At 68.9% G+C, this 24,233-nt stretch carries 14 protein-coding genes; 10 read left to right on the forward strand and 4 right to left on the reverse strand.

Going from position 1 to position 24,233, the window contains the following annotated elements:
- The 4 genes from folP to FBF35_RS01605 all read left to right on the forward strand — a co-directional run bounded on the left by folP (position 1) and on the right by FBF35_RS01605 (position 4,439).
- On the forward strand, positions 1-867 hold the full coding sequence (gene folP / locus FBF35_RS01590) for a dihydropteroate synthase (RefSeq protein ID WP_060566288.1): 867 nt from the start codon (positions 1-3) through the stop codon (positions 865-867).
- On the forward strand, positions 860-2,947 hold the full coding sequence (gene folK, locus FBF35_RS01595; RefSeq protein ID WP_060566289.1) for a 2-amino-4-hydroxy-6-hydroxymethyldihydropteridine diphosphokinase: 2,088 nt from the start codon (positions 860-862) through the stop codon (positions 2,945-2,947). The genes folP and folK overlap by 8 nt, the downstream gene beginning before the upstream one ends.
- Positions 2,948-3,427 carry a DUF3180 domain-containing protein gene (locus FBF35_RS01600; RefSeq protein ID WP_060566290.1) on the forward strand — a complete coding sequence of 160 codons (480 nt, stop codon included), beginning with the start codon at positions 2,948-2,950 and terminating at the stop codon, positions 3,425-3,427. It abuts the gene before it with no gap.
- A 91-nt stretch (positions 3,428-3,518) separates the two neighbouring features.
- Positions 3,519-4,439, forward strand: coding sequence for a hypothetical protein (locus FBF35_RS01605; RefSeq protein WP_241772535.1), 921 nt, complete (start codon positions 3,519-3,521; stop codon positions 4,437-4,439).
- 21 nt (positions 4,440-4,460) lie between these two features.
- On the opposite strand, the gene disA is transcribed toward FBF35_RS01605, so the two are convergent.
- Both disA and radA read right to left on the reverse strand, forming a co-directional pair.
- Positions 4,461-5,531, reverse strand: a complete 1,071-nt coding sequence (gene disA, locus FBF35_RS01610; RefSeq protein WP_060566292.1) for a DNA integrity scanning diadenylate cyclase DisA — start codon at positions 5,529-5,531, stop codon at positions 4,461-4,463.
- Positions 5,532-5,567: 36 nt separating this feature from the next.
- Positions 5,568-6,953: a DNA repair protein RadA gene (gene radA / locus FBF35_RS01615; RefSeq protein ID WP_060566293.1), complete on the reverse strand. Its 1,386-nt coding sequence runs from the start codon at positions 6,951-6,953 to the stop codon at positions 5,568-5,570.
- A gap of 344 nt (positions 6,954-7,297) precedes the next feature.
- Here radA and FBF35_RS01620 point away from each other — a divergent pair, with 344 nt between their 5' ends.
- The 6 genes from FBF35_RS01620 (at position 7,298) to FBF35_RS01645 (ending at position 21,215) form a co-directional block, all read left to right on the forward strand.
- On the forward strand, positions 7,298-13,339 hold the full coding sequence (locus tag FBF35_RS01620; RefSeq protein ID WP_060566294.1) for an Ig-like domain-containing protein: 6,042 nt from the start codon (positions 7,298-7,300) through the stop codon (positions 13,337-13,339).
- Between the two features lie 4 nt (positions 13,340-13,343).
- Complete coding sequence (locus FBF35_RS01625) at positions 13,344-14,579, forward strand: DUF58 domain-containing protein (RefSeq protein WP_034463810.1); 1,236 nt, start codon at positions 13,344-13,346, stop codon at positions 14,577-14,579.
- Between the two features lie 77 nt (positions 14,580-14,656).
- Positions 14,657-17,131, forward strand: a complete 2,475-nt coding sequence (locus FBF35_RS01630; protein WP_060566295.1) for a transglutaminase-like domain-containing protein — start codon at positions 14,657-14,659, stop codon at positions 17,129-17,131.
- On the forward strand, positions 17,131-18,648 hold the full coding sequence (locus tag FBF35_RS01635; RefSeq protein ID WP_060566296.1) for a serine/threonine-protein kinase: 1,518 nt from the start codon (positions 17,131-17,133) through the stop codon (positions 18,646-18,648). Before FBF35_RS01630 ends, FBF35_RS01635 begins: the two co-directional genes overlap by 1 nt.
- Before the next feature lie 102 nt (positions 18,649-18,750).
- Positions 18,751-19,959 carry a S8 family peptidase gene (locus tag FBF35_RS01640; protein WP_060566297.1) on the forward strand — a complete coding sequence of 403 codons (1,209 nt, stop codon included), beginning with the start codon at positions 18,751-18,753 and terminating at the stop codon, positions 19,957-19,959.
- A 41-nt stretch (positions 19,960-20,000) separates the two neighbouring features.
- Positions 20,001-21,215 carry a S8 family peptidase gene (locus tag FBF35_RS01645; RefSeq protein ID WP_060566298.1) on the forward strand — a complete coding sequence of 405 codons (1,215 nt, stop codon included), beginning with the start codon at positions 20,001-20,003 and terminating at the stop codon, positions 21,213-21,215.
- A 74-nt stretch (positions 21,216-21,289) separates the two neighbouring features.
- On the opposite strand, the gene FBF35_RS01650 is transcribed toward FBF35_RS01645, so the two are convergent.
- Positions 21,290-22,531, reverse strand: a complete 1,242-nt coding sequence (locus FBF35_RS01650; RefSeq protein WP_060566299.1) for a S8 family peptidase — start codon at positions 22,529-22,531, stop codon at positions 21,290-21,292.
- A complete protein-coding gene (locus tag FBF35_RS01655) occupies positions 22,510-24,207 on the reverse strand; it encodes a hypothetical protein (RefSeq protein WP_060566300.1) in 1,698 nt (565 codons plus the stop codon). The genes FBF35_RS01650 and FBF35_RS01655 overlap by 22 nt, the downstream gene beginning before the upstream one ends.
- Positions 24,208-24,233 lie beyond the last annotated feature (26 nt).

Raw genomic sequence — 24,233 nt, forward strand, 5'->3', positions numbered from 1 at the left:
GTGAGCGCCCTGCCCCTGCCCGCCGCCCCGGCCTCGTTCCCGGTTCCGCCGCCCCCGGCTCTACCGGGCGGCCTGAGCCTGCCCAGCGGGCGGACGGCGATCATGGGCATCCTCAACGTCACCCCGGATTCTTTTTCGGACGGGGGACGCTACACGGACGTGGCCGCCGCTTTGCGCCATGCGCGGGAGATGGTGGCCGCCGGAGCGGACCTTATCGACGTGGGCGGGGAGTCGACCCGCCCGAACTCGACGCGCATCAGCGCGGACGAGGAGTGGGCGCGCATCTGCGCCATCGTCGAGTCCCTGGCCGCCGACGGCGTCATCGTGTCGGTGGATACGCTGCACGCGTCGACGGCCCGCGAGGCCGCGCGCGCGGGTGCGGCGATTATCAACGACGTGAGCGGCGGGCGCTGGGATCCCGAGATGAACGCGGCTGTCGCGCAGTCGGGCTGCGCGTACGTCGTTCAGCACTACCGCGCGCTGCCGGGCATGCCGGAGGAGCACTTCGACTACGGGGATGACCTCGTGGGCACGCTCATCGAGCGCGTGGGGTCCCAGGTTCAAGACGCTATTGATGCTGGTGTGACAGCTGATAAAATTGTGGTTGACCCGGGCCTCGGCTTCTCGCTGACGGGCGACCAGTGCTGGCAGATCCTACGCGAACTGCCGCGCTTCGCGCAGGGCGGATACCCCGTCCTCGTCGGCGCCTCTCGCAAGCGCTTCGTCAAGGCCCTCGAGGGCGACGTGGACGCGGACAGCGCGGACATCGCCGCCTACTGCGCGGCAGCTGGCGCGTGGGCCGTGCGGGTCCACGACGTAGCAGCCACCGCGGCGGCCATCGCCCGAAAGGAGAACGACGTTGACTAACCGACGCGTCATCATCGCCCTGAAAGGACTCGGGGCGCTGGCCAACCACGGCGTCTACGACTTCGAGCGCGACCGCAACCAGCGCTTCAGCGCCGACATCGTCATGTGGGTCGAGACCGCCGGCACCGCCGACGACATTGCTGCCACCGTCTCCTACGCGGACATCGCCGACGAGGCCATGGCCGTCCTCACCGGCACCGCCGTCGACCTCATCGAGACCCTCGCCGAAACCATCGCCTCGCGCGTCATGAGCCACGAGGGCGTCGTCGGCACCGAGGTCACCGTCCACAAGCCCGACGCCCCCATCGATCACCCCTTCGCGGACGTGTCCGTGACCGTACGCGCGGGCCAGACCGACGCGATGCCGCTGTCGCTGTCTCTCAAGGGCATTTACGAGGCCGAGGATGGCTCCGTCCTCACCGGCGAGATCGAGGCCTATGGTCACGCCCAGGCCCCCAGCCCCGCCGAGCAGGAACAGAGCGGCGCCCTGCCCACGCGCCGCGATGTCCAGGCCGCACACGCCGCGCCCGCCCATGACGTGACGCGCCCCGAGCACCTGCGCTCGCGCCGCGTCGTCCTGGCGATCGGCGGCAACCTCGGGGACGTGCCCGTCACCCTCATGCACACGGTTGAGGCCCTGTCCTACATGGAGGGCTTCCAGATCGACGACGTCTCGCCGATCATGCGTACCAAGCCCGTGCTGGCCCCCGGCCAAGCCCCCCAGCCCGACTACTGGAACGCCGTCGTCGTCGGCTCCGCGATCGCGACCCCCGACGAGCTGTTCGCCCAGACCAGCCGCATCGAGCGCGAGCTGGGACGCGAACGCCACGAGCGCTGGGGCGCGCGCACCGTCGACATCGACATCATTCAGATCGAGGGCCTGGCCTCCTCCGACCCGGTTCTCACCCTGCCGCACCCGCGCGCCAAGGAACGCGCCTTCGTTCTGGCACCCTGGCTCCTGTGCGAGCCCGACGCCGTCCTCGAGGGCGTGGGCCGCGTGTCCGACCTGCTGGCCGACACCCCCGACCGCGAGGGCATCATCGACGCGGTCGACGACTGGCTGGAAGACCCCGCGGCCGTCATGGCCGACTCCGACCAGCTCCTCGCCCAGCGCGCCGAGCAGGCCAGCGCCGACATGCGCGAGCTCATCGAGGCCCTGACCGGCGAGATCAGCCAGGTCAGCGACCTCGTCACCCGCCCGGGCGAGCCCGCCGAGCCGGTGGAGATTCCCGCCGCCCACACGGTGATCGAGGACTCCGCCGACGACGTCGAGGAGGCCGCAGACTCCGAGTCGGCCCCCGAGCAGGCCGAGGAACCCGAGGCTGCCCCCGTCTCCGCCGACGAGGCCCCCGCCCCTCGCGCCAGCATCTGGAGCCGCCTGTCCGCCGCCCAGGCTTCGGACGAGGCCTCGAGCGCCGAAGAGCCTGAGGCCAGCGAGCCAGAGCTCGACGAATCCGCGTCACACGGCGTTGACGTGCCCGAGGCCGAAGTTCCGGCCGCGGACGCCGCCGCGCAGACTGACGAACCCGACGCAGCCCCGCAGGCCGCAGCGCCGCAGGGCGAAGCCCCCGCGGACGAGGCCCCGACCGCCCCGGCGGTGCCCGGCCCTCCCCACCGCCAGCGCCGCCGCCGCGCGGAGGAAGCCAAGGCCTCGTCGCGCCCGTCCTGGCACCCAGTATCCTCCGTGCCCGCCGACTCTGCGGCCGGTCGCATGACCCGCAAGATCGGCACCGGCACCTACAAGCCGAGCGGGACCGAAAAGCCCCGCTGGGCCCCCGTGTTCGAGTCCAAGCGCGAGGAGTCCCGCTCCAAGATCGCGCTGCCCGACTGGAACTTCTCCGTGGGCACCTCCCACGACGTGCGCGTCGTCGACGACCGCTCCGGCCTGGGGCGCGACGACGAGGCCCCCAAGGCAACCGTGCACGCCGACGGACGTTCCACCATCCTCGCCCCCGGGCTGCCCGACAACACCCCCGTCGGCCCCATCCCCGAGGACGAGGCCACTCAGACCGGCATCCTGCGCCGCGTTGTCGTGCGGCCCACGATGACGGGTGCGATCCCCATCGTCAAGAGGCGTTAAATGAAACCCCTGTCGATCACCTGGGTGACGCTGGTCGGCTTCGTCTGTGCCCTTCTCAGCTTCCTCGGCTTCTTCGCGCACATGCGCGCGGGAGGCACCCCCATGATCGTCACGCCCGGCCCGGCCGTCGTCTTCGCGGTCGCGACCGCGCTCCTCATCTGGTCCGGCCTGGCCGTGCGCCGCCTGCGCGCGAACAAAGACACGTGGATTGACGCGATTGGCGCGATGCGCGTCGCCGTGTTCGCCAGGGCCAGCGCGATCGTCGGAAGTGTACTGGCCGGCGTCCTCATCGGCGTCATGATCGTGTCCCTCACGCAGCTCGAAGCCTCGGCGATGGTCGCCAACGCGGTCGCGTCAGGCCTGAGCGGCCTGGTCGGCCTCGTCTGGATTATCGTCGCTCTCGTCGTGGAACGCTGGTGCGTCATCAACCCGGACGACGACGGATCATCGAGCTCGCACAAGCGCAGCGCCGCCGCCTAAACAACGCGTGTGGGAGTCCTCTCGCGCGCGAAAGTGAGCCTGCCCCGAGCGTTAGTCGCGCCCCGATGGCGCGGGCCGGTATCGTGGATGCGTGGCTGACCAGCGTAAGAATTCCCCCAGGCGACCCTCGTCCCGTCGCTCCGCGTCCGCATCCGGACGCGCCGGCGACCGCGCCTCCCGAGCCGCAACGGGCGGTCGGGGAGCCTCGACGCGCGCGGCGTCTTCCGCCGGCGCCTCGACGGCTAAGCGGGGGAGCGGGGCAGGAGTGCGTCGGCCCAAGAAGGCCTCATCGGGTGGCGGTCGTCCGCCCGTGAATCTGTGGCCCCGACGCATCATCACCGGCCTGGGCCTGCTCCTCATCATCGCGCTCATCGTGTGGGGCATCGTCGCCGCCGTGCGCGCCATCGCGGGAGCCTTCAGCGCCGATCCTGCGCCCCAGTCGACCCCGCAGTCCGTCGTCCAGTCCGGGGCCCTCGATGCCTCCGGCTACACGCTCAAGGGCGGCCAGGAGGCCACCGCCGATGGCCTGCTCACCGACGGCACCGCGATCGACATTCCCGCCTGCCTGGACCGCGACATCACGGCCACCGCGAAGGCGAGCCCCGTGGCCTCCGGCTCGGCAATGCCCGTGACGCTCACGCTGGAAAACCGCGGCTCGGTCGCCTGCTCGACGTCGCTGACGCGCTTCAACCTGGCGGTGACGACCGGCGACCACCAGGTCTACGACTCCTCGCGATGCGCCGACAGCCAGCAGTCATCCACGACGCTACTGCTGCGCCCGGGCGGCACCTGGTCCGGCGCGCTGCGCTGGGACGGATACGTGTACACGAACGGCTGTACGGCTCCGGCGGGCGGGGCGAGTGCGGCCGCGGCCGGCACCTACAAGGTGGCCGTCACGATGGGCACGCGCGAAGTCGGCTCAACCGTCGTCGACGTGACGCCGGCGCCCACCCCCGCGCCCCAGTCGGGAGCACAGTCGGGCGCCCAGTCCGGCGCACAGTCGGGCCGCTAAAGGCTAGGAGCCGGCGAGCGGCTACCAGCCGACGATTCCGGCGCTCACGGCCTGGGCCTGGTGAGCCAGGTTCTCCGTGATGAGTTTCGCCCGGTAGGGGCCGATTCCCTCGAGCTCCTCAAGGTCCGAGATGGTGGCCGCGCGCAGCTGCGGCAGCGAGTTGAAGTGTGCGGACACGACCTTGATGGCGCTCCATGACAGGTGGGGCACCAGGGACAGGGCGCGCACGCCGCGCGGCGTGATCTCGCGATCCAGGTCCGCGACCTCGTACACATCCAGGCCCAGGATGTTCGAAATCGCGGTGAGATCCACGATGCGCTCGGAGCCGAGCGAGGACAGCTCAGCCTCGACGCGTGCCAGGTCGTCCGGATTCGCGATGTAGTCGCGCATGACGAGGGCGCGCTCGGACGCGGAGCCGCGCACGAGGTCCTCGACCTGCAGGGCCAGCAGGCGGCCCTCCGAGCCCAGCTCCTCGAGGTACTCCGTGATCTCGGAGGTGATGCGCCGGATCATTTCCATGCGCTGCATGACGGTGGCAACGTCGCGCACGGTCGCGCTGTCGCGCATTTCCAGGATCGTGAGGGTCTGCAGGACCTCGTCGAGGCGCTGGCTGTAGCGGTCGAGCGTGTCAACCGCCAGGTTCGCGCGTGAGAGCAGAGCCTCGGGCTCCTCCACCAAGCGATGCTCGGAGCCCACGTAGATGGAGATCATGCGCATGGACGCGGACAGCGACAGGATCGGCAGGTGGGTCTGGCGGGCGGTGCGCTGCGCGGTGCGGTGACGCATGCCGGATTCGTCCGTGGGGATCGTCGGGTCCGGGAAGAGCTGCACGTTCGCCTTGCGGATGCGCCACTGGTCGGGATCGATGATGACGGCGCCGTCCATCTTGCACAGCTCGCGCAGGCGCGCGGCCGTGAAGGCGACGTCGAGGTCGAAGCCGCCCGAGCATATGGCCTGCACTTCCGGGGTGTACCCCAGGACGATGAGAGCACCCGTGTGGGAGCGCTGGATTCGTTCCAGTCCCTCTCGCAGAGGCGTGCCGGGCGCGACTGCGCGCAGTGCGTCACGAAGGATCGCTGCATCGGACGTCAATGTGATTCCCTCCCAGAACAGTCGGTGTGATTCCTATTATTGCGAGTCCGCGGGGAAAGCGACACGAATAGCCGTCGCCAGATCCGACACAGTAAACACGGTGATGCCGTCGACTCCCGACAGGTCTTCGCTGCCCTGAGCGGGCACGATCGCGCTAGAGAAGCCGAGGCGTGCGGCCTCGGCGAGGCGGCGCTGGGTGCCCGTGCAGGCGCGCACCTCGCCCGTCAGCGAGATCTCTCCGACCGCGACGAGGTCGGGGCGCGGGGGAGTGCCCTTGAGGGAGGACACGATGGAGATGGCCATCGCCAGGTCGATCGCGGGTTCGACCGTGCGTGCTCCGCCGACCGTGGAGACGTAGACGTCCGCCCCCGACGTGTCCGCGCCGATGCGGGCCTGCAGGACCGCGAGGATCATGGCGACGCGCGCGTGGTCCACGCCCGAGGTCGTGCGCCGGGGCGAGCCGCCCGACGAGGGGGCGACGAGGGACTGGATCTCCGTGGGCAGCGGGCGGCGCCCCTCCAGAGAAACGGCTGCGCATGTGCCGGGCACGCCGCGCGTCGTGCGCGACAGGAACAGGCCGGACGGATCGGCGAGGCCGTAGATGCCCGAGTCCGTCAGCTCGAAGCAGCCGACCTCGTCGGTGGGGCCGTAGCGGTTTTTCACCGCGCGCAGCAGGCGCAGGCGCGAATGACGGTCGCCCTCGAACTGGCAGACGACGTCCACGAGGTGTTCGAGGACGCGCGGACCGGCGATGCCGCCGTCCTTGGTCACGTGGCCGACGAGCAGGGTGGGAAGGTCGGACTCCTTGGCGACCCGGATCAGCGAGGCCGCGACCGCGCGCACCTGCGCGACGCCGCCCGCCCCGCCCTCGACCTGGGCGGAGGAGATGGTCTGCACGGAGTCGACGATGAGCAGGGAGGGGTGCGAGGCCTCGACGTGCCCGAGGACGACGCCGAGCTCCGTCTCATCCGCGATCAGGAGGTTCGGTTCGAGCGCGCCGATGCGTTCCGCGCGCCCGCGCACCTGGGCCGCCGACTCCTCGCCCGTCACGTAGAGGACGGGGCCGCGCCCGCCCGCCGCCGCCGTGCGCGCGGCCTTCGCGGCCACGTCCAGCAGCAACGTCGACTTACCCACGCCGGGTTCGCCCGCCAGGAGGATCACCGCTCCGGGCACGATGCCGCCGCCGAGGACCCGGTCCAGCTCGCCCACGCCCGTCGAGCGCGACGAGGCCCGCTCGCCGTCCACCTCGCCGATCGGCAGGGCGGGGCGACGCGGGGGAGTCGTGGCCGCGCGCGGCCCGCCCGAGGCTTCGCCGGCCTGGTCGACGGTGCCCCACGCTCCGCACTCGCGGCACTGGCCCACCCACTTGGGGGAGGTCCACCCGCACTCGGAGCAGCGGTAGGTGATCTTCTCTTTCGCCATGCACTCACCGTAACCCGGCCCGCCCTCATCTGCGGTTCCCGCGCGCGGGTGGGTACCGTGACCCCGGCATCGGGAGAGCGGACCCGAGACCCGCCCCGGCCTCGTCGACGAGGTGCGATAGCCTAAATGCGCGACTGTGGTCAGGTTCTCGCGCGTGCGGAATGGCCATACAACGCCGCACGAACCCCCGTTCGACAGGTTGCAGATTCCTCGGTACCTGTTGTTGTCTGCGGGGTTTATCCATAGGGTTGGTCGGTGTGTATCCTTGGGATGGTTGCCCATACCCTCCGCGGATACAGACAACGCCCCACACCAGTGCGCACATTGAGACTGAGGAAAGCCACATGAACAAGGCGCGTCGATCGCGAAACACCTGGTCGAAGCGGATACCCGCGCTCGCCGTCCTATTGGTGTCCGCGATGCTGTGCGTACTCGCGGTCGTGTATCGAGGCGTCGAGGTCACCCAGGTGAGCGTCGACGACGGCGGCATTTGGGTGACGAACCAGGACCGCAAGCTCCTCGGACACCTCAACTATGACGCCCTTATGCTGGACGGCACGGTCTCGGTGAAGTCCGCGTCCTTCGACATCGGTCAGGAGGGCGGCGACGTGACCCTGGGTGAGACCGTGAGTCGCACGGTCACCCCGGTGCGTCCGACCTCCTTCTCCCTCGGCCAGTCCGTCACCCTGCCCGACAATGCGGTCCAGGTCCAGGGCGGCTCGGTCCTGGCGGTCCTCGACCCCAACGAAGGCCTCCTGTGGGTCGGCAGCGCGAACGAGCCCGCCACCATGTCGCTCCTGCGCGAGGATGCGGTCGCCAACGACCTGAGTGACGGCATCGTGACGGTGTCGAACTCGGGCACGGTCTTCGCGTACTCTCCCGGCTCCTCCAAGCTCGTGACGCTGACGCGCGAGGGTCAAGCGTGGCGCGCCAAGACCACGGAGATCAAAGACTTTACGCCCGCCGGGACCCCGACGATTACCGCGGTCGGCGACAAGCCGGTCGTCTACGACCAGACCGGCAACAAGCTCGTCCTGCCCGGCGGCAAGGTCCGCGACCTGTCCGAGGAGCACGTGAGCGGCGCCGTCCTGCAGATCCCTGGCGACGAGGCCGCCTCGGTCCTCCTCGCGACCGGCGACCAGCTGGTGTCCGTGCCCCTGAACGGCAAGGCGATCGAGCGTCAGGAGGCCTCGGAGAGCGGCCAGAAGGGCACCCCCGCGGCCCCTGTCTTCCACCGTGGATGCTCCTACGGCGCGTGGGCGGGCTCGGGCGCGTTCGTGCGCACCTGCACGGACTCCTCGCGCAACCAGGCGCAGACGGTCCCGAGCCTGGCCGAGGCCTCCTCCGCCGTGTTCCGCACGAACCGCACGCGTATCGTCCTCAACGACGTTTCGACGGGCACGCTGTGGCTGCCCGACAAGAACATGGTCGTGGTCAGCAACTGGGACCAGACCCCCACCGAGGAGCAGGAGGAAGAGGACACTCCGACCCCCGACCAGCGTGAGCAGGTCTCCGAGCCGGAGCACAAGGACAAGAACACGCCGCCCGAGGCCGTGGATGACGAGTTCGGCATCCGCCCGGGCCGCTCGACGCTGCTGCCCGTCCTCGACAACGACTCCGACGACGACGGCGACGTGCTGACGGCGCGCGCGGTCACCAACCCCGAGTTCGGCTCGATCGTGCGCACGAGGGGCGGCCGCGCCCTGCAGATCACGGATGTCCCCGAGAACATGACGAGCGGATCGACGTCCTTCACGTACGAGGCCTCGGACGGCCTCGCGGGCGCGACGGCGAACGTGACGCTGACGATCCACCCGTGGAGCCAGAACGAGGGCCCGCGCCAGCTCAAGCACCCGGTCATCAAGGTAGGTGCGAACGCGCAGGTCGAATACAACCTCCTGTCGGACTGGATCGACCCGGACGGCGACCAGTTCTACCTGGTGTCGGCGACGGCCCCCGAGGGCATGGCCGTGCAGTTCTCCGAGGACGGCACGGTCCAGATCCAGGACTTGGGCTCGGGCGCTGGCGTCAAGGCGATCGCCGTGACCCTGTCGGACGGCCACGCCGAGACCACGGGCGAGCTGAAGGTGAGCGTCCAGGAGGCGGGCAATGTGCCGCCGGTGGCGCGCGCCGACTTCTACGTGGCGCGCGTGGCTGAGCCGCTGACGATCGACCCGATCGCCAACGACACGGATCCCAACGGCGACCCCCTGTCCCTCGTGGCGGCTGGCACACCCCCGGCCGGTACGTCGGTGAGTGCCGATCTGTCGCGCGGCACGCTGACGTTCACGGGCTCGGTGCCGGGATCCTTCCAGTTCACCTACACGGTCTCCGACGGCCCGTCGACGACCGTGGGTGTTATCCGCGTGGACGTGGTCGACGACGACACGAATGCTCTTCCGATCGCCGAGGACGACCTGGCGGTCCTGCCCAGCGGCGGTGCCTCGCTGATCGCGCCGCTGGCCAACGACACGGATCCGTCCGGCGGAGTGCTTGTCGTTCAGTCGATCGACGTGCCCGCGAACTCGGGCCTCGAGGTCACGCTCATCGAGCGCCACCTGCTGCGCATCACGTCGCCGGGCGGCCTCACCGACGTGACGACCTTTACCTACACGGTCTCCAACGGCGCGGGTTCCGCGACCGCCCAGGTGAGCGTCATCCCGACGAACGCACAGAGCGAGGAGACTCCGCCCCAGGTCACGGCCGACACCGCGAAGGTGCGCGCCGACGACATCGGCTCGGTGAGCGTCCTGTCGAACGACCGCTCGCCGATCGGCCTGTCGCTGAGCCTGGACCCGGAGGTGGAGGTCCTGTCGGGCGCCGAGCTGGGCACGGTCTTCGTGACCGGTAACCAGGTGCGTCTGGCCGCCGGCTCCGAGGCCGGCGTGGTGCGCGTGGCGTATACGGCCATCGACTCGGTGGGTAACCGCGCGACGACTACCGTCACGTTCGAGATCATCGCTTCCTCCGCGGCCAACAGCGCGCCCGTGCCCAAGGCGCTGAGCGCGTGGGCCGTGCAGGGCCAGATGACGCGCATCCCCGTGCCGCTGACCGGCATCGACCCCGACGGCGACTCGGTCGCCCTGGTGGGCATCGACCAGCCGCCGGCCAAGGGCAGCGTCGTGCTGGGCACGGAGTGGCTGGAATACACGCCCTCCGACGATGCGACCGGCACGGACACCTTCTCCTACATCGTCGAGGACCGCCTCGGCGTGCAGGGACGCGCCCGCGTGCGCGTCGGCATCGCCCCTCCGGGCTCGCAGAACCACAACCCGACGGCCGTTCCCGACTCGGTGACGGTGCGTCCGGGGCGCGAGGTGAGCATCAACGTCCTGAGCAACGACCTGGACGCGGACGGCGACGCCCTGTACGTGGACACGGATCCGCAGACCGTGTCCGTGTCGGATCCGGCCGCGACCGTGACGATGGCCGAGGACCTGGTGACGGTGAAGGCGCCCGCCACGAACGGCGTGTTCGTCGTGGCCTACCAGATCGAGGACGGCCGAGGCGGTCGCGCCCAGGGTCAGCTGACCGTGACGGTGGACGCGGATGCGCCGCTGCGCGCGCCGATCGCCCGCGACGACGTCGTGCCGGTCTCCGACCTGCCCTCGGACTCCAAGCCTGTCAGCGTTGCCGTCCTCGTCAACGACGAGGACCCGGACGGCACCACGGCTGCGCTGACGGTGTCCTCGGACGCCTCGGGCGTGAGCGTGTCGGGGCAGAACCTGTCCATTTCCCCGGACGCGCGCCGTCGCCTCGTCGTGTACACGGTGACGGACCCCGACGGCCTGAGCGCGAGCGCGGTCGTGACTGTTCCGGGTACCGACCTGCTGGCTCCGCGTCTGGACACGACGCGCGTCCCGGTGGCGATGCGCGCGGGCTCCACGCTGACCCTCGATATGCGCGACTACGTGCTGGTGCGCGACAACTCGCGCTCCCCGATCATCACCGACGCGTCGTCGGTGAAGTTCAGCGGCGGCCTGGATTCGGCCTCGCTTCAGGACTCCACGCACATCACGCTGAGCGCGCCCGACACTGCCTCGGGCAAGGCCTCGGTCTCCTTCACGGTGCGTGACGGTGCCTCGGACGACGCCTCGGCCCTGACATCGACCCTGACGATCCCGATCACGATCCAGCCGGCCAGGAACCTGCCGCCGCGCCTGACCCCGACCCCGATCCTCGTGGGCCAGGGTGAGAGCGTGACGGTCGACCTCACGCAGATGGTGGACGACCCGGACGACCAGGCGAAGGGCTCCTTCGAGTACCGCGTGGTGAAGGCCCCCGGCGGCGTGGACGTCTCCCTGGACGGCTACAACCTGACCGTGTCCGGCAAGAAGGACCAGCCCAAGGGCCCGGTCGGCGCGATTACCGTCAGCGTCGACGACGGCTCGGGCGCGGTCAACGCCGACATTCCGGTCACGATCGTGAAGTCCTCCAAGCCCCTCGTGACGACCACGGAGGCCCGCATCAAGGCGAAGGCCGGCCAGACGGTGGACGTGAACCTGTCGGAGTACACGACGAATCCGTTCCCGGAGCCGCTCGTGGTCCTGGATGCGTCGGTGCACGTGGGCCAGGGAACCGCCTCGGGCAACGGCAACGTCCTGTCGGTGACCCCCAAGGCGGGCTTCCACGGCGACATGATCGTTGTTTATCGCGTCATGGACGCGACGAACGACCCCGATCGTGTGGTCCAGGGCCGCGTCGTTGTCAAGGTTTTGGATCGCCCTGAACCGCCGCAAAACGTGAAGGCGACGGCGATGGGGTCGCAGACCGCCTTCGTGCAGTTCGATGAGCCTGCCTCGAACGGTGGCACGATTTCTGGCTACACGGTGACGGACCTGTTGGACGGGCGTACCTACAACACCACTAAGCCGGGCACGCAGATCAAGGGCCTGACGAATGGTGCGAAGCACCGCTTCACGGTCGTCGCGACGAACGAGGCCGGTGACTCCGATCCGTCGGCACCGTCCGCCGAGGTGAATGTCGATGTCGAGCCCGATCAGATGGCGGCACCTACGGTCGTGGGTTCGGATGGGGCCCTGGATGTCACGTGGGCGGAGCCGCACAACGAGGGCTCTAAGATCCAAACGTACACGGTGTTCCTGTATCCGGAATCGGGCGGCCAGCCGATCCCGTACACGGCCGCTGGCACAGATAGGAAAATGACTATCTCTGGGTTGAAGAACGGTGCCCTCTACTCGGTGAGAATCCAGGCCCAGAACGACGCGGACAAACCGTCGCTGCTGTCGGAGGCCACAGGCGCGCACCCGCATGGCGCACCGGACCAGCCGACTGACGTGAGGGCGGTGGCCGTGACAGCGGATAAGGATCCGAACCTAGCGACGGTCGAGGTCTCGTGGACGCCGGGCCGTTCCGGCGGAACTGATTTCGGTTCTACCCATGTCATGGTGGGCGATAAGCCGGTGACGGCTCCGGCTGGTGCCAGGAGCGTCCAGGTGCCACTTGTGCCGACCGGTCGTGACAAGCAGGTGTCGGTGGAGCTGACGAACACCGACGGTGACACGTCGGCGAAGGGGTACACGACGGTGTCCATCGCAACCACTCCCGCGCCGATTGCGGACCCGACCCTCTCGGGCACCGGGAAGGCCGGTCAGCTGAAGGTCACTGGGTTGTCGGTGGTGACGGGCCGAGGTTTCGAGGCGTCGGATCTGACCTTGCGCTACTCGGCGGACCCCAATTCATGTGCGAGTGGACAACGGGTCGACGATGGCGACATCCTGCCCGCCAACGGCTGGGAGTCGAAGACGTACTACTTCTGCCAGACGGGCATCGGCGTGAACAACCAGCCGGCGGCCTCACCGGTCGCGTCCGCCACGGGCACAGCGACGGGCCGCCCCTCGGATGTGGGCGTGCGGTTCACAGGTGTCAACTCGACGAGCCTGACGGTTCAGTGGGATCCGGTGGGCGCGAACCCGGCGGTTACCGAGGTCCGCGTGTCGCTGAATAACGGCGCGACGCAGACTGTGCGTGGCGGTGTCAACACGGCGACCTTCTCGGATCTGGCCCAGGGCACCCGCTACCAGGCCACGGTCGTTGCGGTCAACGGTCTGGGCGAGACGGTGATGAGTGAGCAGCCGACGGAGACCACGAAGCTGGACGTGAACCTGACGTGGACGGAGGCTTGCCAGGGAGGCGAGAAGTACGGGTCCCCGGGTGGATGCCACACCTTTACGTTCAGTGCTCCGGGGTGGGCCGACACGTCGCTTACTCACAAATGTACGATTAGTTCGGATCTGGACGGTTGGACTGAAGAGCTGACTATCACTGGTGCCGGTCCCACTCCGTCGAAGATCGCAACGCGGGCGGATTCCGAGGCGGCGTTCGCGCAGAAGGTGCGCGTCGGCGATTGTCGCCCGGTGAGGTGAGCCAGTGAAGAAACTACGTCGACTTGTGAGGCATGCGTGGCGCGCCCTGAGCGCCCGCGTGCAGGCGCTGCCCGGATACGAGGGCGTCGCCCGCTGGCTGGGCGCGCTGACCCCGGTGGGGTGGGCGGTGATCGCGGCGATGGTTGCGGGAACCGTCGCGGCCCTCGCCTTCGGCTGGCTGGAGGGCTTCATCGTGGCCGTCATGGGCCTGGTGGCCCTCGTGGTCGCGGTGGCCTCGGTCGCGTCCCCGTCCCCGCTGTCCGTGTCCCTGCGCATGAAGAACGACCGCATTGTCGCCGGCCAGGTGGCGGTGGGCCGCGTTCGCGTGGTCAACGAGTCCGGGCGCCGCTCGGGTTCGACCCTCGTGGAGGTGACGATCGGACGAGGCAGTGGCGAGTTCCTCGTACCCCCGATCAGCGGAAACGGCACCTGGAACGAGTCCTTCTCGGTCATGACGAAGCGCCGCGGCGTCATCAACGTGGGCCCGGCGCGCACCGTGCGCATGGACGGCCTGGGCCTGCTGCGCCGCGTGCGTTCGTGGGATGACCCGATCCTCGTGCACGTGCACCCGCCGACGGTGCGTTTCTCCTTTGACGCGACGGGCATGCAGATGGACGTCGAGGGTGTGGCCAGCGAGAAGCTGACGAGCTCCGACGTGTCCTTCCACGCCCTGCGCGACTACGAGCCGGGCGACGACCGCCGCGCGGTGCACTGGCCGTCGACGGCGCGTTTTGGCCGCCTGATCGTGCGTCAGTTCGAAGAGACTCACCGCTCGCACCACATGGTGCTGTTGGATACGCGCGTGGACGCGTGGGATCGGCGCTCGTTTGAGACGGCCGTGTCGGTTGCCGCGTCGCTGGCGCTCGCCGGCTCGGGCGAGGCCCGCACGGTGTCGATGCACACCGCGGACGAGTGGATCCCCACGGGCTCGCCCATGGCGATGCTGGATGCGCTGTCCGAGATGGAGACGTCGACGCGCTCTGAGTTTGCGGGCATCGTGCGCCGCTGCATCATGGAGCGCGGCGGGATCTCGGTGCTCTCGATCGTCGTCGGCGCTGGCGTGGACGACGAGGAGGCGGCTCGCCTGGCGAACATCGCTCCTGTCGACGTCATCGTGTCGGTGATCCGCGTGGTCCCGGGCCGGGCACGTCGCCGCCGCAAGATCACGCGCGGCGTCATCATCGACTGCCCCTCCCTCGAAGACCTGCCGATGCTCGTGTCCCGGGGGGTGAACGCGTGAGTACTCCTGCTCGCAACGCCTCGCGTCCGGCACCTCCGCCGCGTCGCTCCCGTCGCCCCGTCGCCCAGGAAACCACGATGGGTGGGTCGATCCACCGCGCCGCCATGCCCGCGTGGTCCCTGCTCATCCTCGCGGTCCTCTTCTCCGGTCCGATCCTTATGTTCGAGTCCGTCTTCGGCGGCGGCCAGGGCGCGATTGCGGCGCTCGCGGGCGTCGTGGTCGGCCTCGTGGTCGCGTGGGCGGCCGCCAAGTGGCGCTGGGACCTGCTCTCGATCGTCGCGGCGGTTGTGGCCTCGCACTTCCTCTTCGGTGGCGTTGCCGCGCTGCGTGAGACGACCCGCTGGGGCGTGGTCCCGACGTCGCGGACCCTCCAGACGCTGGTCGTCGGTTCGGTCGAGGCCTGGAAGGACCTCCTGACGCTGACGCCGCCGGCCGGCTCCTACGTGGGGCCCGCGATGGTGCCGTGGATGGCCTGCCTCGTGTGTTCGGTTGCGGCGGGCGTCGTGACGGTGCGCTACGGGCGTCCGATGTGGGGATCTGTGCCGCTGATCCTCGCCGGCGTGATCGCGATCGTGTGGGGGCCGTCGGGCCACTCCCCGTCCGCCCTCCTCGTCATCGCGTGGTGGGTGGGACTCATCGTGTGGTGGGCGTGGGCCTCGGCGATCGGACGCGCACGACTGGGCGCCGACATCGTCATTGGTATGGCCTCTACGGCGACTACCGCGTCGACGACCGTGGGCGGTTCCTCGCGCCAGATCGTGCACGTGTGGTGGCGCGTGGGCATGGGCGCGCTCATGGTGGGCGTCATGGTTGCTGCGGCGATCCCTGCGGCGTCCCTGCTGGGCCCCACGGCCTCGGACCGCGTCGTCGGACGCGACGTCGTCGAGCCGCCCGTGGACGCGCGCCAGTACCCCTCGCCGCTGTCCAGCTACCGCCACTACAACAAGGACCTCGAGGATGAATCCCTGATCCGCGTGTCCAACATGCCCAAGGAGGCGCGCGTGCGCCTGGGCGCGATGGACGTGTACGACGGGACGACCTTCGGCATGGGCGTCACGAATACCGCGGACGGCACGGCCGGATACCGCCGCGTGGGGTCCACGATCCCGGGGCGCAGCGCCGATACGGCGGGCGTGCAGACCTCGGTGTCGACCTCGCAGCTGCTGGGACCGTGGGTGCCCACGATCGGCCAGGTGTCGGTCCTTCGCTTTGAGCCCTCCGCCCCCAACGCGGCCGAGCAGCAGGACGGCCTGAACTATGACCTGTGGGCGGATACCGCCCTGACGACGGGCCCGACCGGCCAGCTGAGCTACTCGCTGAGCACGACGATGCCGCGCGAACACGCGGACTCGGAGTTCGCCAGCGTGAACGCGGCGCGCTACGCCGGGGGCGACACGAACGTCCCGAAGGACGTGGACTCCCTGGCCGCGGATCACACGTCGACCGCGCGCTCGGACCTGGAGAAGGCCCGCGCGATCGAGCAGTTCCTGCACACGGATGGCTACTACTCCAACGAGGACACGATCAATTCGCGTCCCGGCTCCTCCCAGGACCGCATCGAGCGCATGATCAGCGCCGAGGCGCTGGTGGGCGACGACGAGCAGTACGCGACCCTCATGGCCCTCATGCTGCACTCGCAGGGCATTAACGCCCGCGTCGTGATGGGCGCCTACCGCGAGGGCACGTCCGGCAGCGTCGACCTGACGGGTTCGGACATGCACGCGTGGGTCGAGGTGGAGTTCCCCGGCGTTGGCTGGGCGACCTTCGACCCGACTCCGCCGCGCGATCAGCAGCCCACGACGCAGGTCAACAAGCCTAAGTCCGTGCCCAAGCCCCAGGTCCTGCAGCCCCCGGAGCCGCCCGAGCAGCCGGTCGAGCTGCCGCCCGCGACCCGCGACCAGGCGACGGATCCGCATGATCCGAACGGCGTCCACATCCCGTGGATGGCGATCGGCACGGTGTCGGTGTCGCTCCTCCTGCTGCTGGGCCCGGTCCTGGCGGTGCTCCTGGCGAAGTCTCGCCGCCGCAAGAGCCGCCGCCGCGCGCAGGCCGCCGAGTCGGTGCGCGGCTCGTGGGACGAGCTCGTGGATACCGCGATCGACTCCGGCCTCGTCGTCGAGCCGCACCTGACGCGCCAGGAGGTCGCGTGGGCGCTGGCCTCGCAGTGGACGCCCAAGAAGTCCGAGAGTGACGAGGAGGGGGACGCCAAGGCCCGCAAGGCGCGCAAGCGCTCGGCTGCGGACGTGCGCGTGCCCGGCTGGTCGCTGTTCTCGGGCGCGGTTCCCCGGGCCGTCACCGTGGCGCGCCGCGCGGACGTCGCGGACTTCGCTGCCGGCGGTGCCCGCCCCGAGGACGCGGAGCAGGCGTGGAACGACGTGGATGAGCTGCGTCGCGAGTGGGCGGCCTCGGTGTCGCCGTTCGCGCGAGCGCGTTACGCGCTGTCGCTGAAGTCGCTGCGCTGGCGCCGTCGCGCCCGCCGCCAGGCTGACGCCGCTCGCAAGGGTGGTCGCTCGCTGGCCAAGCGCATGGGCCGTAGGAAAGGGAAACGTTGATGGATAGCGACGCTCGCGTCGGAATGGTGCCGTCGCTGCCGGGTTACGAGTGGATTCGTCCGCTCGGGTCGGGTGGTTTCGCGGACGTGTTCCTGTGCCGCCAGGAGCTGCCCAGCCGTGAGGTGGCCGTCAAGGTGGCGCGCAGGGATCGTGGGGCGGACGGCGAGGCCGGTATCGCCCGCGAGGCCGACGTGATGGCTCTCGTGTCGGGTCACCCGGCGGTGGCCCAGCTGTACGGCGCGGGGCGCACGCCGGATGGTCGCCCGTACCTGGTGATGGAGTACTGCCCGGTCGCGAACATCCTCGATCAGGTGCGCGCAAACCCGATGTCGACGGATCGCGCGCTGTCGATGGTGATCCGCATGTGCGGTGGTGCTGAGATGCTGCACCGCGCGGGCTACGTGCACCGGGATATTAAGCCCAGCAACATCATGATCAACGCCTTCGGGTCGCCGGTGCTCACCGACTTCGGCGTGTCCGAGCCGGTGGGTGCGGACCCGCGCGGCGGCCGCGACGGCTTCTCGGTGATGTGGGCGCCGCCCGAGCAGATCGCGGGCACGGCGCGAGCTCACCCGACGCAGGACGTGTGGGCACTGGGCGCGACCCTGTGGACGCTTCTCATGGGCCGCTCGCCCTTCGAGGTGGAGGACGGGGATAACTCGGCCCACGCGGTCGCCCAGCGCGTCGCCCGTGGCCGCGTGTCGCGCATCGACCGCCCGGGCGTGCCCGACGCTGTGACGGCCATCGTGCGCCGCGCGATGAGCCTGGACCCGGAGCAGCGCTTCGGGTCGGCGGCAGCCCTCGGCTACGCGCTGCAGACGGTCGAGCGAGAGATGCACCGCCCGGTCACGGAGATGAAGCTGAGCGTGGTGGCCTCCTCGAGCGCGCCCTCCTCGGCCCTGTCTGCCCCGTCTGCGGCGGCCCTGGACGCGGAGCGTACGCGCACCCGCCGCGGGAGTTTCGCGGACGGTCCCCAGGCCTCGTCGAACGAGGCGTGGGCCGGTAACTCGACGACGAACCGAACCGGGTTGGTTGAGGGGCAGTCGAAGCGCCCCGCGTGGGTGGTGCCGGTCCTGGCGCTCGTGATGGTGCTGGCGACGGCCGGCCTGGTGGTCGCGATGCTCACCGGCGGCGGACACAGCATCCACCTGGGCGGAGGCGGTGGCGGCGTATCCACGCCGACTCCCTCCTCGAGCGCGGGGACAGTGAGCAACTCCGATCAGGGCGACGCGGGCGCCGTCCCGCCCGAGGCCGTGACCGGGTTGACGGCCACCCCGAACGGCAACGAGATCCGCTGGGGCTGGGAGGTGCCCGAGCAGGGCCAGTACCAGCCCGGAGCGCTCGAATTCAAGTACGTGCTCACCCGTCCGGGCGAGGCTGTGGTGGCCGAGACGATGCGCCGCAACAGCCTGACGACGACCGCGGTGAGCGGCGAGAACTGTCTGACCGTGAGCCTCGTTGTGACCTCCACGGGCCGCGAGTCCGCGCCGGTCACCCAGTGCGTGACGGTGCCGTAGGGCGCTGGCGTCATGCACTTTCGTGACTGGCTCGACGGCGCATGACCGAGTGGTAGACTGCTGTGTTGCGCGCCGTCGGAGCGCGTGGCGAAAGGAAGTGTGATGAGGCGCGACATTGCCCGAACGATACGGCGCGGCACGGGGGTTGCCCTGGCGGGCACGCTTGCCGTTGCAGCCCTCGTGGTTCCTGCGGCCCCAGCATCGGCGGATGCCACGATCACGGCGAACGAACAGACCTTCTACGGCTACTACCGCTTGGACGCAATCCACTCGTCAGGCTACACGGGCGAAGGCGTGACGATCGCGCTCGTTGACGGCCCCATCAACACGCAGATCCCTGAGCTAGCCGGTGCGCGCATCCAGTCCTACAGCCCATGCGCCGTGGACTCCCAAGACAAGTCCTGGGACCACGGCACCGTCATCGCGCAGGTGATTTCCTCGCCTCAGTTTGGCGTGGCCCCCGGCGCGAATCTACGCGCCTACACATTGTCATTTGCCGGTGAGACGACGGGTTCCGACTGTGCGCTCGGGCAGTGGGGGCGAGGCTACTCCGACCTCGCTCTCCTCATCGAGGACGCGCTTAACGACGGCGTCGACGTGATCACGACGTCGTCGAGCTACCCCAGCGATTACGAGGGCATGCGCTGGGCTCTCGCCCGAGCGATTGCGTCTAAGGTTCCGGTTGTCGCCTGCGTGGGGAACGACTCGACCAGTAACTCGACGGATTGGCTGCCCGCCTGGGGTGGCGTCGTCGGCGTGGGCGCGATCGAGACCAACGGTCGCCCCTCCGACTACCAGAACTGGGGAAGGCCCCTGTCGACGGCGGCCCTCGCGCGCCCTCTCGCCCGCTCGGGCGTGTCTCAGGAACGGGGCGAGTGGTGGGGGACGTCCTTCGCGAGCCCCGTCGTGGCTGGCTCCCTGGCACTGTCCATGCAGCGCTGGCCTCGCGCGACCGGCAACCAGATCATGCAGGGCCTGGCCCGCACCGGCGTGGGCGGCAACGGCGGCGAATGGAACCAATACACGGGGTACGGTGCGCTCGACATCTACGCGATGCTGACGACGAACCCGACGAGTTTCCCGGATGAAAACCCGTTCATGGACAAGGGAACGAACACGGTTCCCAGCCGCCAGGACGTGCAGGACTACATCGACGGCGTGGTGGATCCGCGCGTCGTCATGAACGACAACTCCTACGAATACCTAGGGTTCGACGAGCGTCTCGCACTCAGCCGCGATCATGACTATCCGACGCACCTGGGCACCAGCCCCCGCTACCACCAGAAGTTCCAGTCTCAGAAAAAGAACTAACGCTCGCGGGCGCCCCATTGCGCGCAGCGAAAGGACAGCTGATGAGTCATCTGATGACACGCCTGGCGAGACGCGGTGCCGGCCTGGGAGCCGCCTGCGCGCTCGCGGGCGCGGTCCTCGTGTTCCCCGCAGCCCCGGCCCAGGCCTCGCGCGCGCCGATCACGTCGGATGAGCAGGACTACTACTCCTACTACTACCTGGGGCAGCTCCACGCGTCGGGTTACACCGGCAGGGGCGTGACGATTGGCCTGCTGGACGGCCCGGTCAACACGAACATCCCGGAGCTGCAGGGCGCGAACATCCAGTACATGAGCCGCTGCGACGTGGAGTCCAGCGAGGACAGCTGGGAGCACGGCACGGTCATCGCCCAGATGATCTCAGCACCGGAGTTTGGGATCGCCCCCGAGGCGAGGCTCAACCGCTACACGGTGTCGCTGAAAGGCGATACGCCGAGCAGGGATTGTGCGATCGGCTGGTGGGATGACGGATACTCTGATACGTCGGTTCTCATTGAGCTGGCGCTCAACGACGGGGTGGACGTGATCACGATGTCCTCGTCGTACAGCGCCGACACTGAGAGTATGCGCTGGGCGTTGGCTCGCGCGATCACGCAGAAGGTGCCCGTCGTGGCCCCTCTCGGCAATGAGTCGGAGTACAACCCGTCCACGTCGCTCGCGCGCATGACCGGCGTGGTGGGGGCGTCGTCGGTGTACCCCGATGGGTCGCTGACCTCGTATTCGAACTATGGGGACTTCGTGTCGGCGGCGTCCGTGTCGCGTCCGTACGCGAGGAGCGGCATCACGTGGGAGACCGGGTATTGGCAGGGGACGTCGTTCGCGTCTCCGACGATCGCATCCTTCTTGGCGTTGGCGAAGCAGAGCTGGCCCGAGGCGACGGGTAATCAGCTCCTGCAGGCCCTGGCCCGCACGGGGATCGGCGGCAACGGTGGGTACTGGAACCCGTACACGGGGTACGGGGCGGTGGACCCATACGTGCTGCTGACGACGAATCCGACCCAGTTCCCGGACGAGAACCCGTTCTTGAACAAGGGCTATGAGTCCATTCCGACCCAGCGTGACATCGCGGACTACGCGGACGGCCTGGTGGATCCGAGGCGCATCAACGCAGATGATTCCTACCAGTATCGGGGCTTCGACGAGCGTCTCACCCTGAGCCACGAGCACGGCTACCCGACGCACCTGGGGACCAGCCCGCGCTTCCACGCGAGCAATGCGAGCAACGCGAAGAAGAAGTAGCGCGTAGGGAAGCGCCCCTGTCGCCCACGGTACGGTGGGTGGCAGGGGCGCTGCGCTGTGTCGGGTTGCCGATGTTACTTCCGGTGGTAGCGGGGGCTCGTTCCCAGGTGGATCTCATTCTTTAGCTCCGACTGGTAGAGGATGACCTGATCGTCGGCGCCTCGGTACACGTAGGAATCGGGAAGCAGTGTGGTTTCAATGGGATTAATGAGTCCATCGGTGTAGTCAGCGACCTTGTCAGCCGTGGGCTCGGAACCACCCGGCTTCTGGATGATTGGGTTCTCATCCGGATACTGCGAAGGATCCGTATTGACCAGTGCGCCACCGTCAATCGCTCCATACCCGGTGTATTGCGTCCACTCGTGGTTGGGATTCAAGCTGGTGTGAACCAGGGCTTGAAGGATCTGGTTGGTGGTGGCGTTAGGCCACTTCTGGCGTGCCAGGGCGAGCATTCCCGAGACGAGCGCGGTCGCGTTGGACGTGCCTGATGTGGTTGTGGGTGCTCCGGTGTTCGCGTCGACGGTGTTGATGGGGCCGCCGAACGCGGCGGTAACAACGCCGTTTCCCCAGGAGGAGTAGGACGCGAAGGTGCCGTCACTGTTGATGGCGGACACGCCGACCACGCCGGACCAGCGGATCAGCTGCTCAATGCTGTTGTCGCTTGCCGTGTTGCCGGCGGATGCGACGATGATGACGCCTTCGCTCATCGCGCGGGTGAGAGCCCACTGAAATTCCGAATCACTTACTGGGGTGCCCTGAGAGATAGAGATGATCTGGGCGCCGTCATCGATGGCCTGGTTGATGAGGGTCCCCAGGGTATCGGTCAGGAGCCCGTCGGATACGCATGTGCCTGACGACACAGACTCAGCGTTGGAGAACTGGTAGCTGTACAGCGTGGCGTCGGGGGCTACACCCGTGTAAGGGGATACGAGCAAGGTTGCCATCGTGGTGGCGTGGCGAATGCCCCTTGGGGAGTCTTCGATGGTGCAGCGGCTCTTGTCGGTGATGTTGGCGCCGGCTAGTTCGGGGGCGCTGGTGTCGACTGGTCCGTCGATGAGGGCGATGGTGACGCCCTTGCCCGTGTAGCCCTTTTGGCGTGCAGAGTCCAGATGGTAGTACGAGAAGTACTCCTGGGTGGTGATGGGGTCCGCCGCGTGCGTGGGCGCCGGAGCCAGGGTGAGGGCCCCGGCTGCCAGCGCAAGCGCCGAGGCGGCGGTGGTCAGGGCGCGCGCGGCGCGCCCCGCCCTCCCCACAAAACCGAAGGGAGAACGGGGCGCGGCGTTGGAACGAATGCTCACCACTGGCGCGGGTCCCATCCGTCATCGTTACGCTTCGCCGGCGCGATGTCCTTGTCCGTGCCGGAGGTCTGCGACAGGGGATTCACGTAGCCCGCGGGCAGCTCGTCCTCGTCGTCGTCGAACTTGAAGGCCACGTACCGGTTCTTACGTCCCTTCTTGTCGTCCTTGCCGGCGCCAGCACCCGCACCCGCGCCGGCCCCCATGAAGCCGCCGGAGCCTGCGCCGCCCTTGCCAGCAGCGCCGGCCGCGCCGGATGCGCCGCCGCCGTTCGCGCCCGTGGTGCCCGTGACGCCCGAGGAACCGGCGGCACCGTTCGCGCCGCCGGCGCCGGCCGCGCCCGCAGAGCCGGCGGGAGGAGTGTAGGAGCCGAAGCCGGAACCCGAGTAGGAGCCGACCTTCAGGCCGGCCGCGCTCGCGCCACCCAGACCGCTGGTCGAGCCGGTCACGCCGCGCATGCCCGCGGCGCCCATGCGACCGGCGCCGGACATACCACCGGCCGAACCGGAACCGCCGAGGCCGTTCGCACCCGCACCGGATCCGCCGAAGCGGCCGAGGGCGCTGGAACCGGCGCCGGCGCCACCGAAGCGACCGAAGACGCTGGAGCCGCCGAGGGAACCGGTTCCGCCGAAGCTGCCCGAACCCATGCGGGCCGCGCCGCGCAGGCCGAGCGCGCCTGCACCGAGGACACCCGCGCCGCCGAGGCGACCGGCCGTGGCGGAGTCGGAAGCTGCGCCTCCGTTCAGGCGCCACAGCGGGTGATGTGCGTCGGCCGGGGGTGCGGGGGTATGACCGCCGACGACGCCGTTACGGTACGCCGTGCCGTTTGCGGGGGTGTGGAGGAGGTCTGTGCCCATGAGCTCCTGAGGATCAGTGATCGGGTTCGTCCGCGACCCAAGCTCGCCATAGGCGGGTTCCTGAGTGGGAATAGCGCCGGAAGCGACCGTGCGATTCTGGGCAGCGGCGGCGTCCGCCTCGCTCCACCACGGCTGGGCAAAACCACCCGGATAGTTCGCTGAGCTGGGACTTCTGTCGGCGGCGCGTCCAAAGCTATCGTCCAGACTTGGGGCCGACGTCGCTTGCTTGCCTGCGATAACGCCGACATCGATCGGGTCATTTGCGTGGCCTTGCACTTTATCTCGCAGTGCAGCCTGCTGCCTCATGAGCGCCGCGATGTTGCTCGTCCGCTGGTTCACCATCGAGAGGACGCGCTGCGCGGCAGCCTCGCGCTGGGCGTTCGCCTGTGCCTCGACCGCGTCCACGTAGGCGGCGCCGGTCGTGAAGCGTTTGCCCAGCACAGAAACGCCGCCTCCGGGTGAGGAGCTAGGAACCATAACGACGGGGTTGTCACGCATGGCCTCCGTGGCAGAGTCCAGAAGGGTCGGAGAGATCATCTCAGCTTCCTTCAGCGCTGTTGCCATCGTGGATCGACCGGCCTCGTAGCTCGTGTGTCCTGCCTCGTAGATCGACCGGACCATATTGATGCGGTGAAGCGATTCAGCTACCCACTGGGTCATCGCATCGGCGGTAGCGCCCTGAAAGCCCTGACTGTCGCTGTAACGCGTTAGTCGCTCGGTCGCTTCCTTGAAGCCTTTCAGCGTCTTCTTGTGGTCGGTATCCCATGCGTCCAGGTCGCGGTTGGTTCGGGCAGCCTCCATGAAGACCTTGAGGCGCTCGTACATCGGTGACGAAACCATGATTAATTTCCCTTTTCTTATGAAGG

Source organism: Schaalia odontolytica (assembly GCF_005696695.1).
Taxonomy (GTDB): domain Bacteria; phylum Actinomycetota; class Actinomycetes; order Actinomycetales; family Actinomycetaceae; genus Pauljensenia; species Pauljensenia odontolytica_C.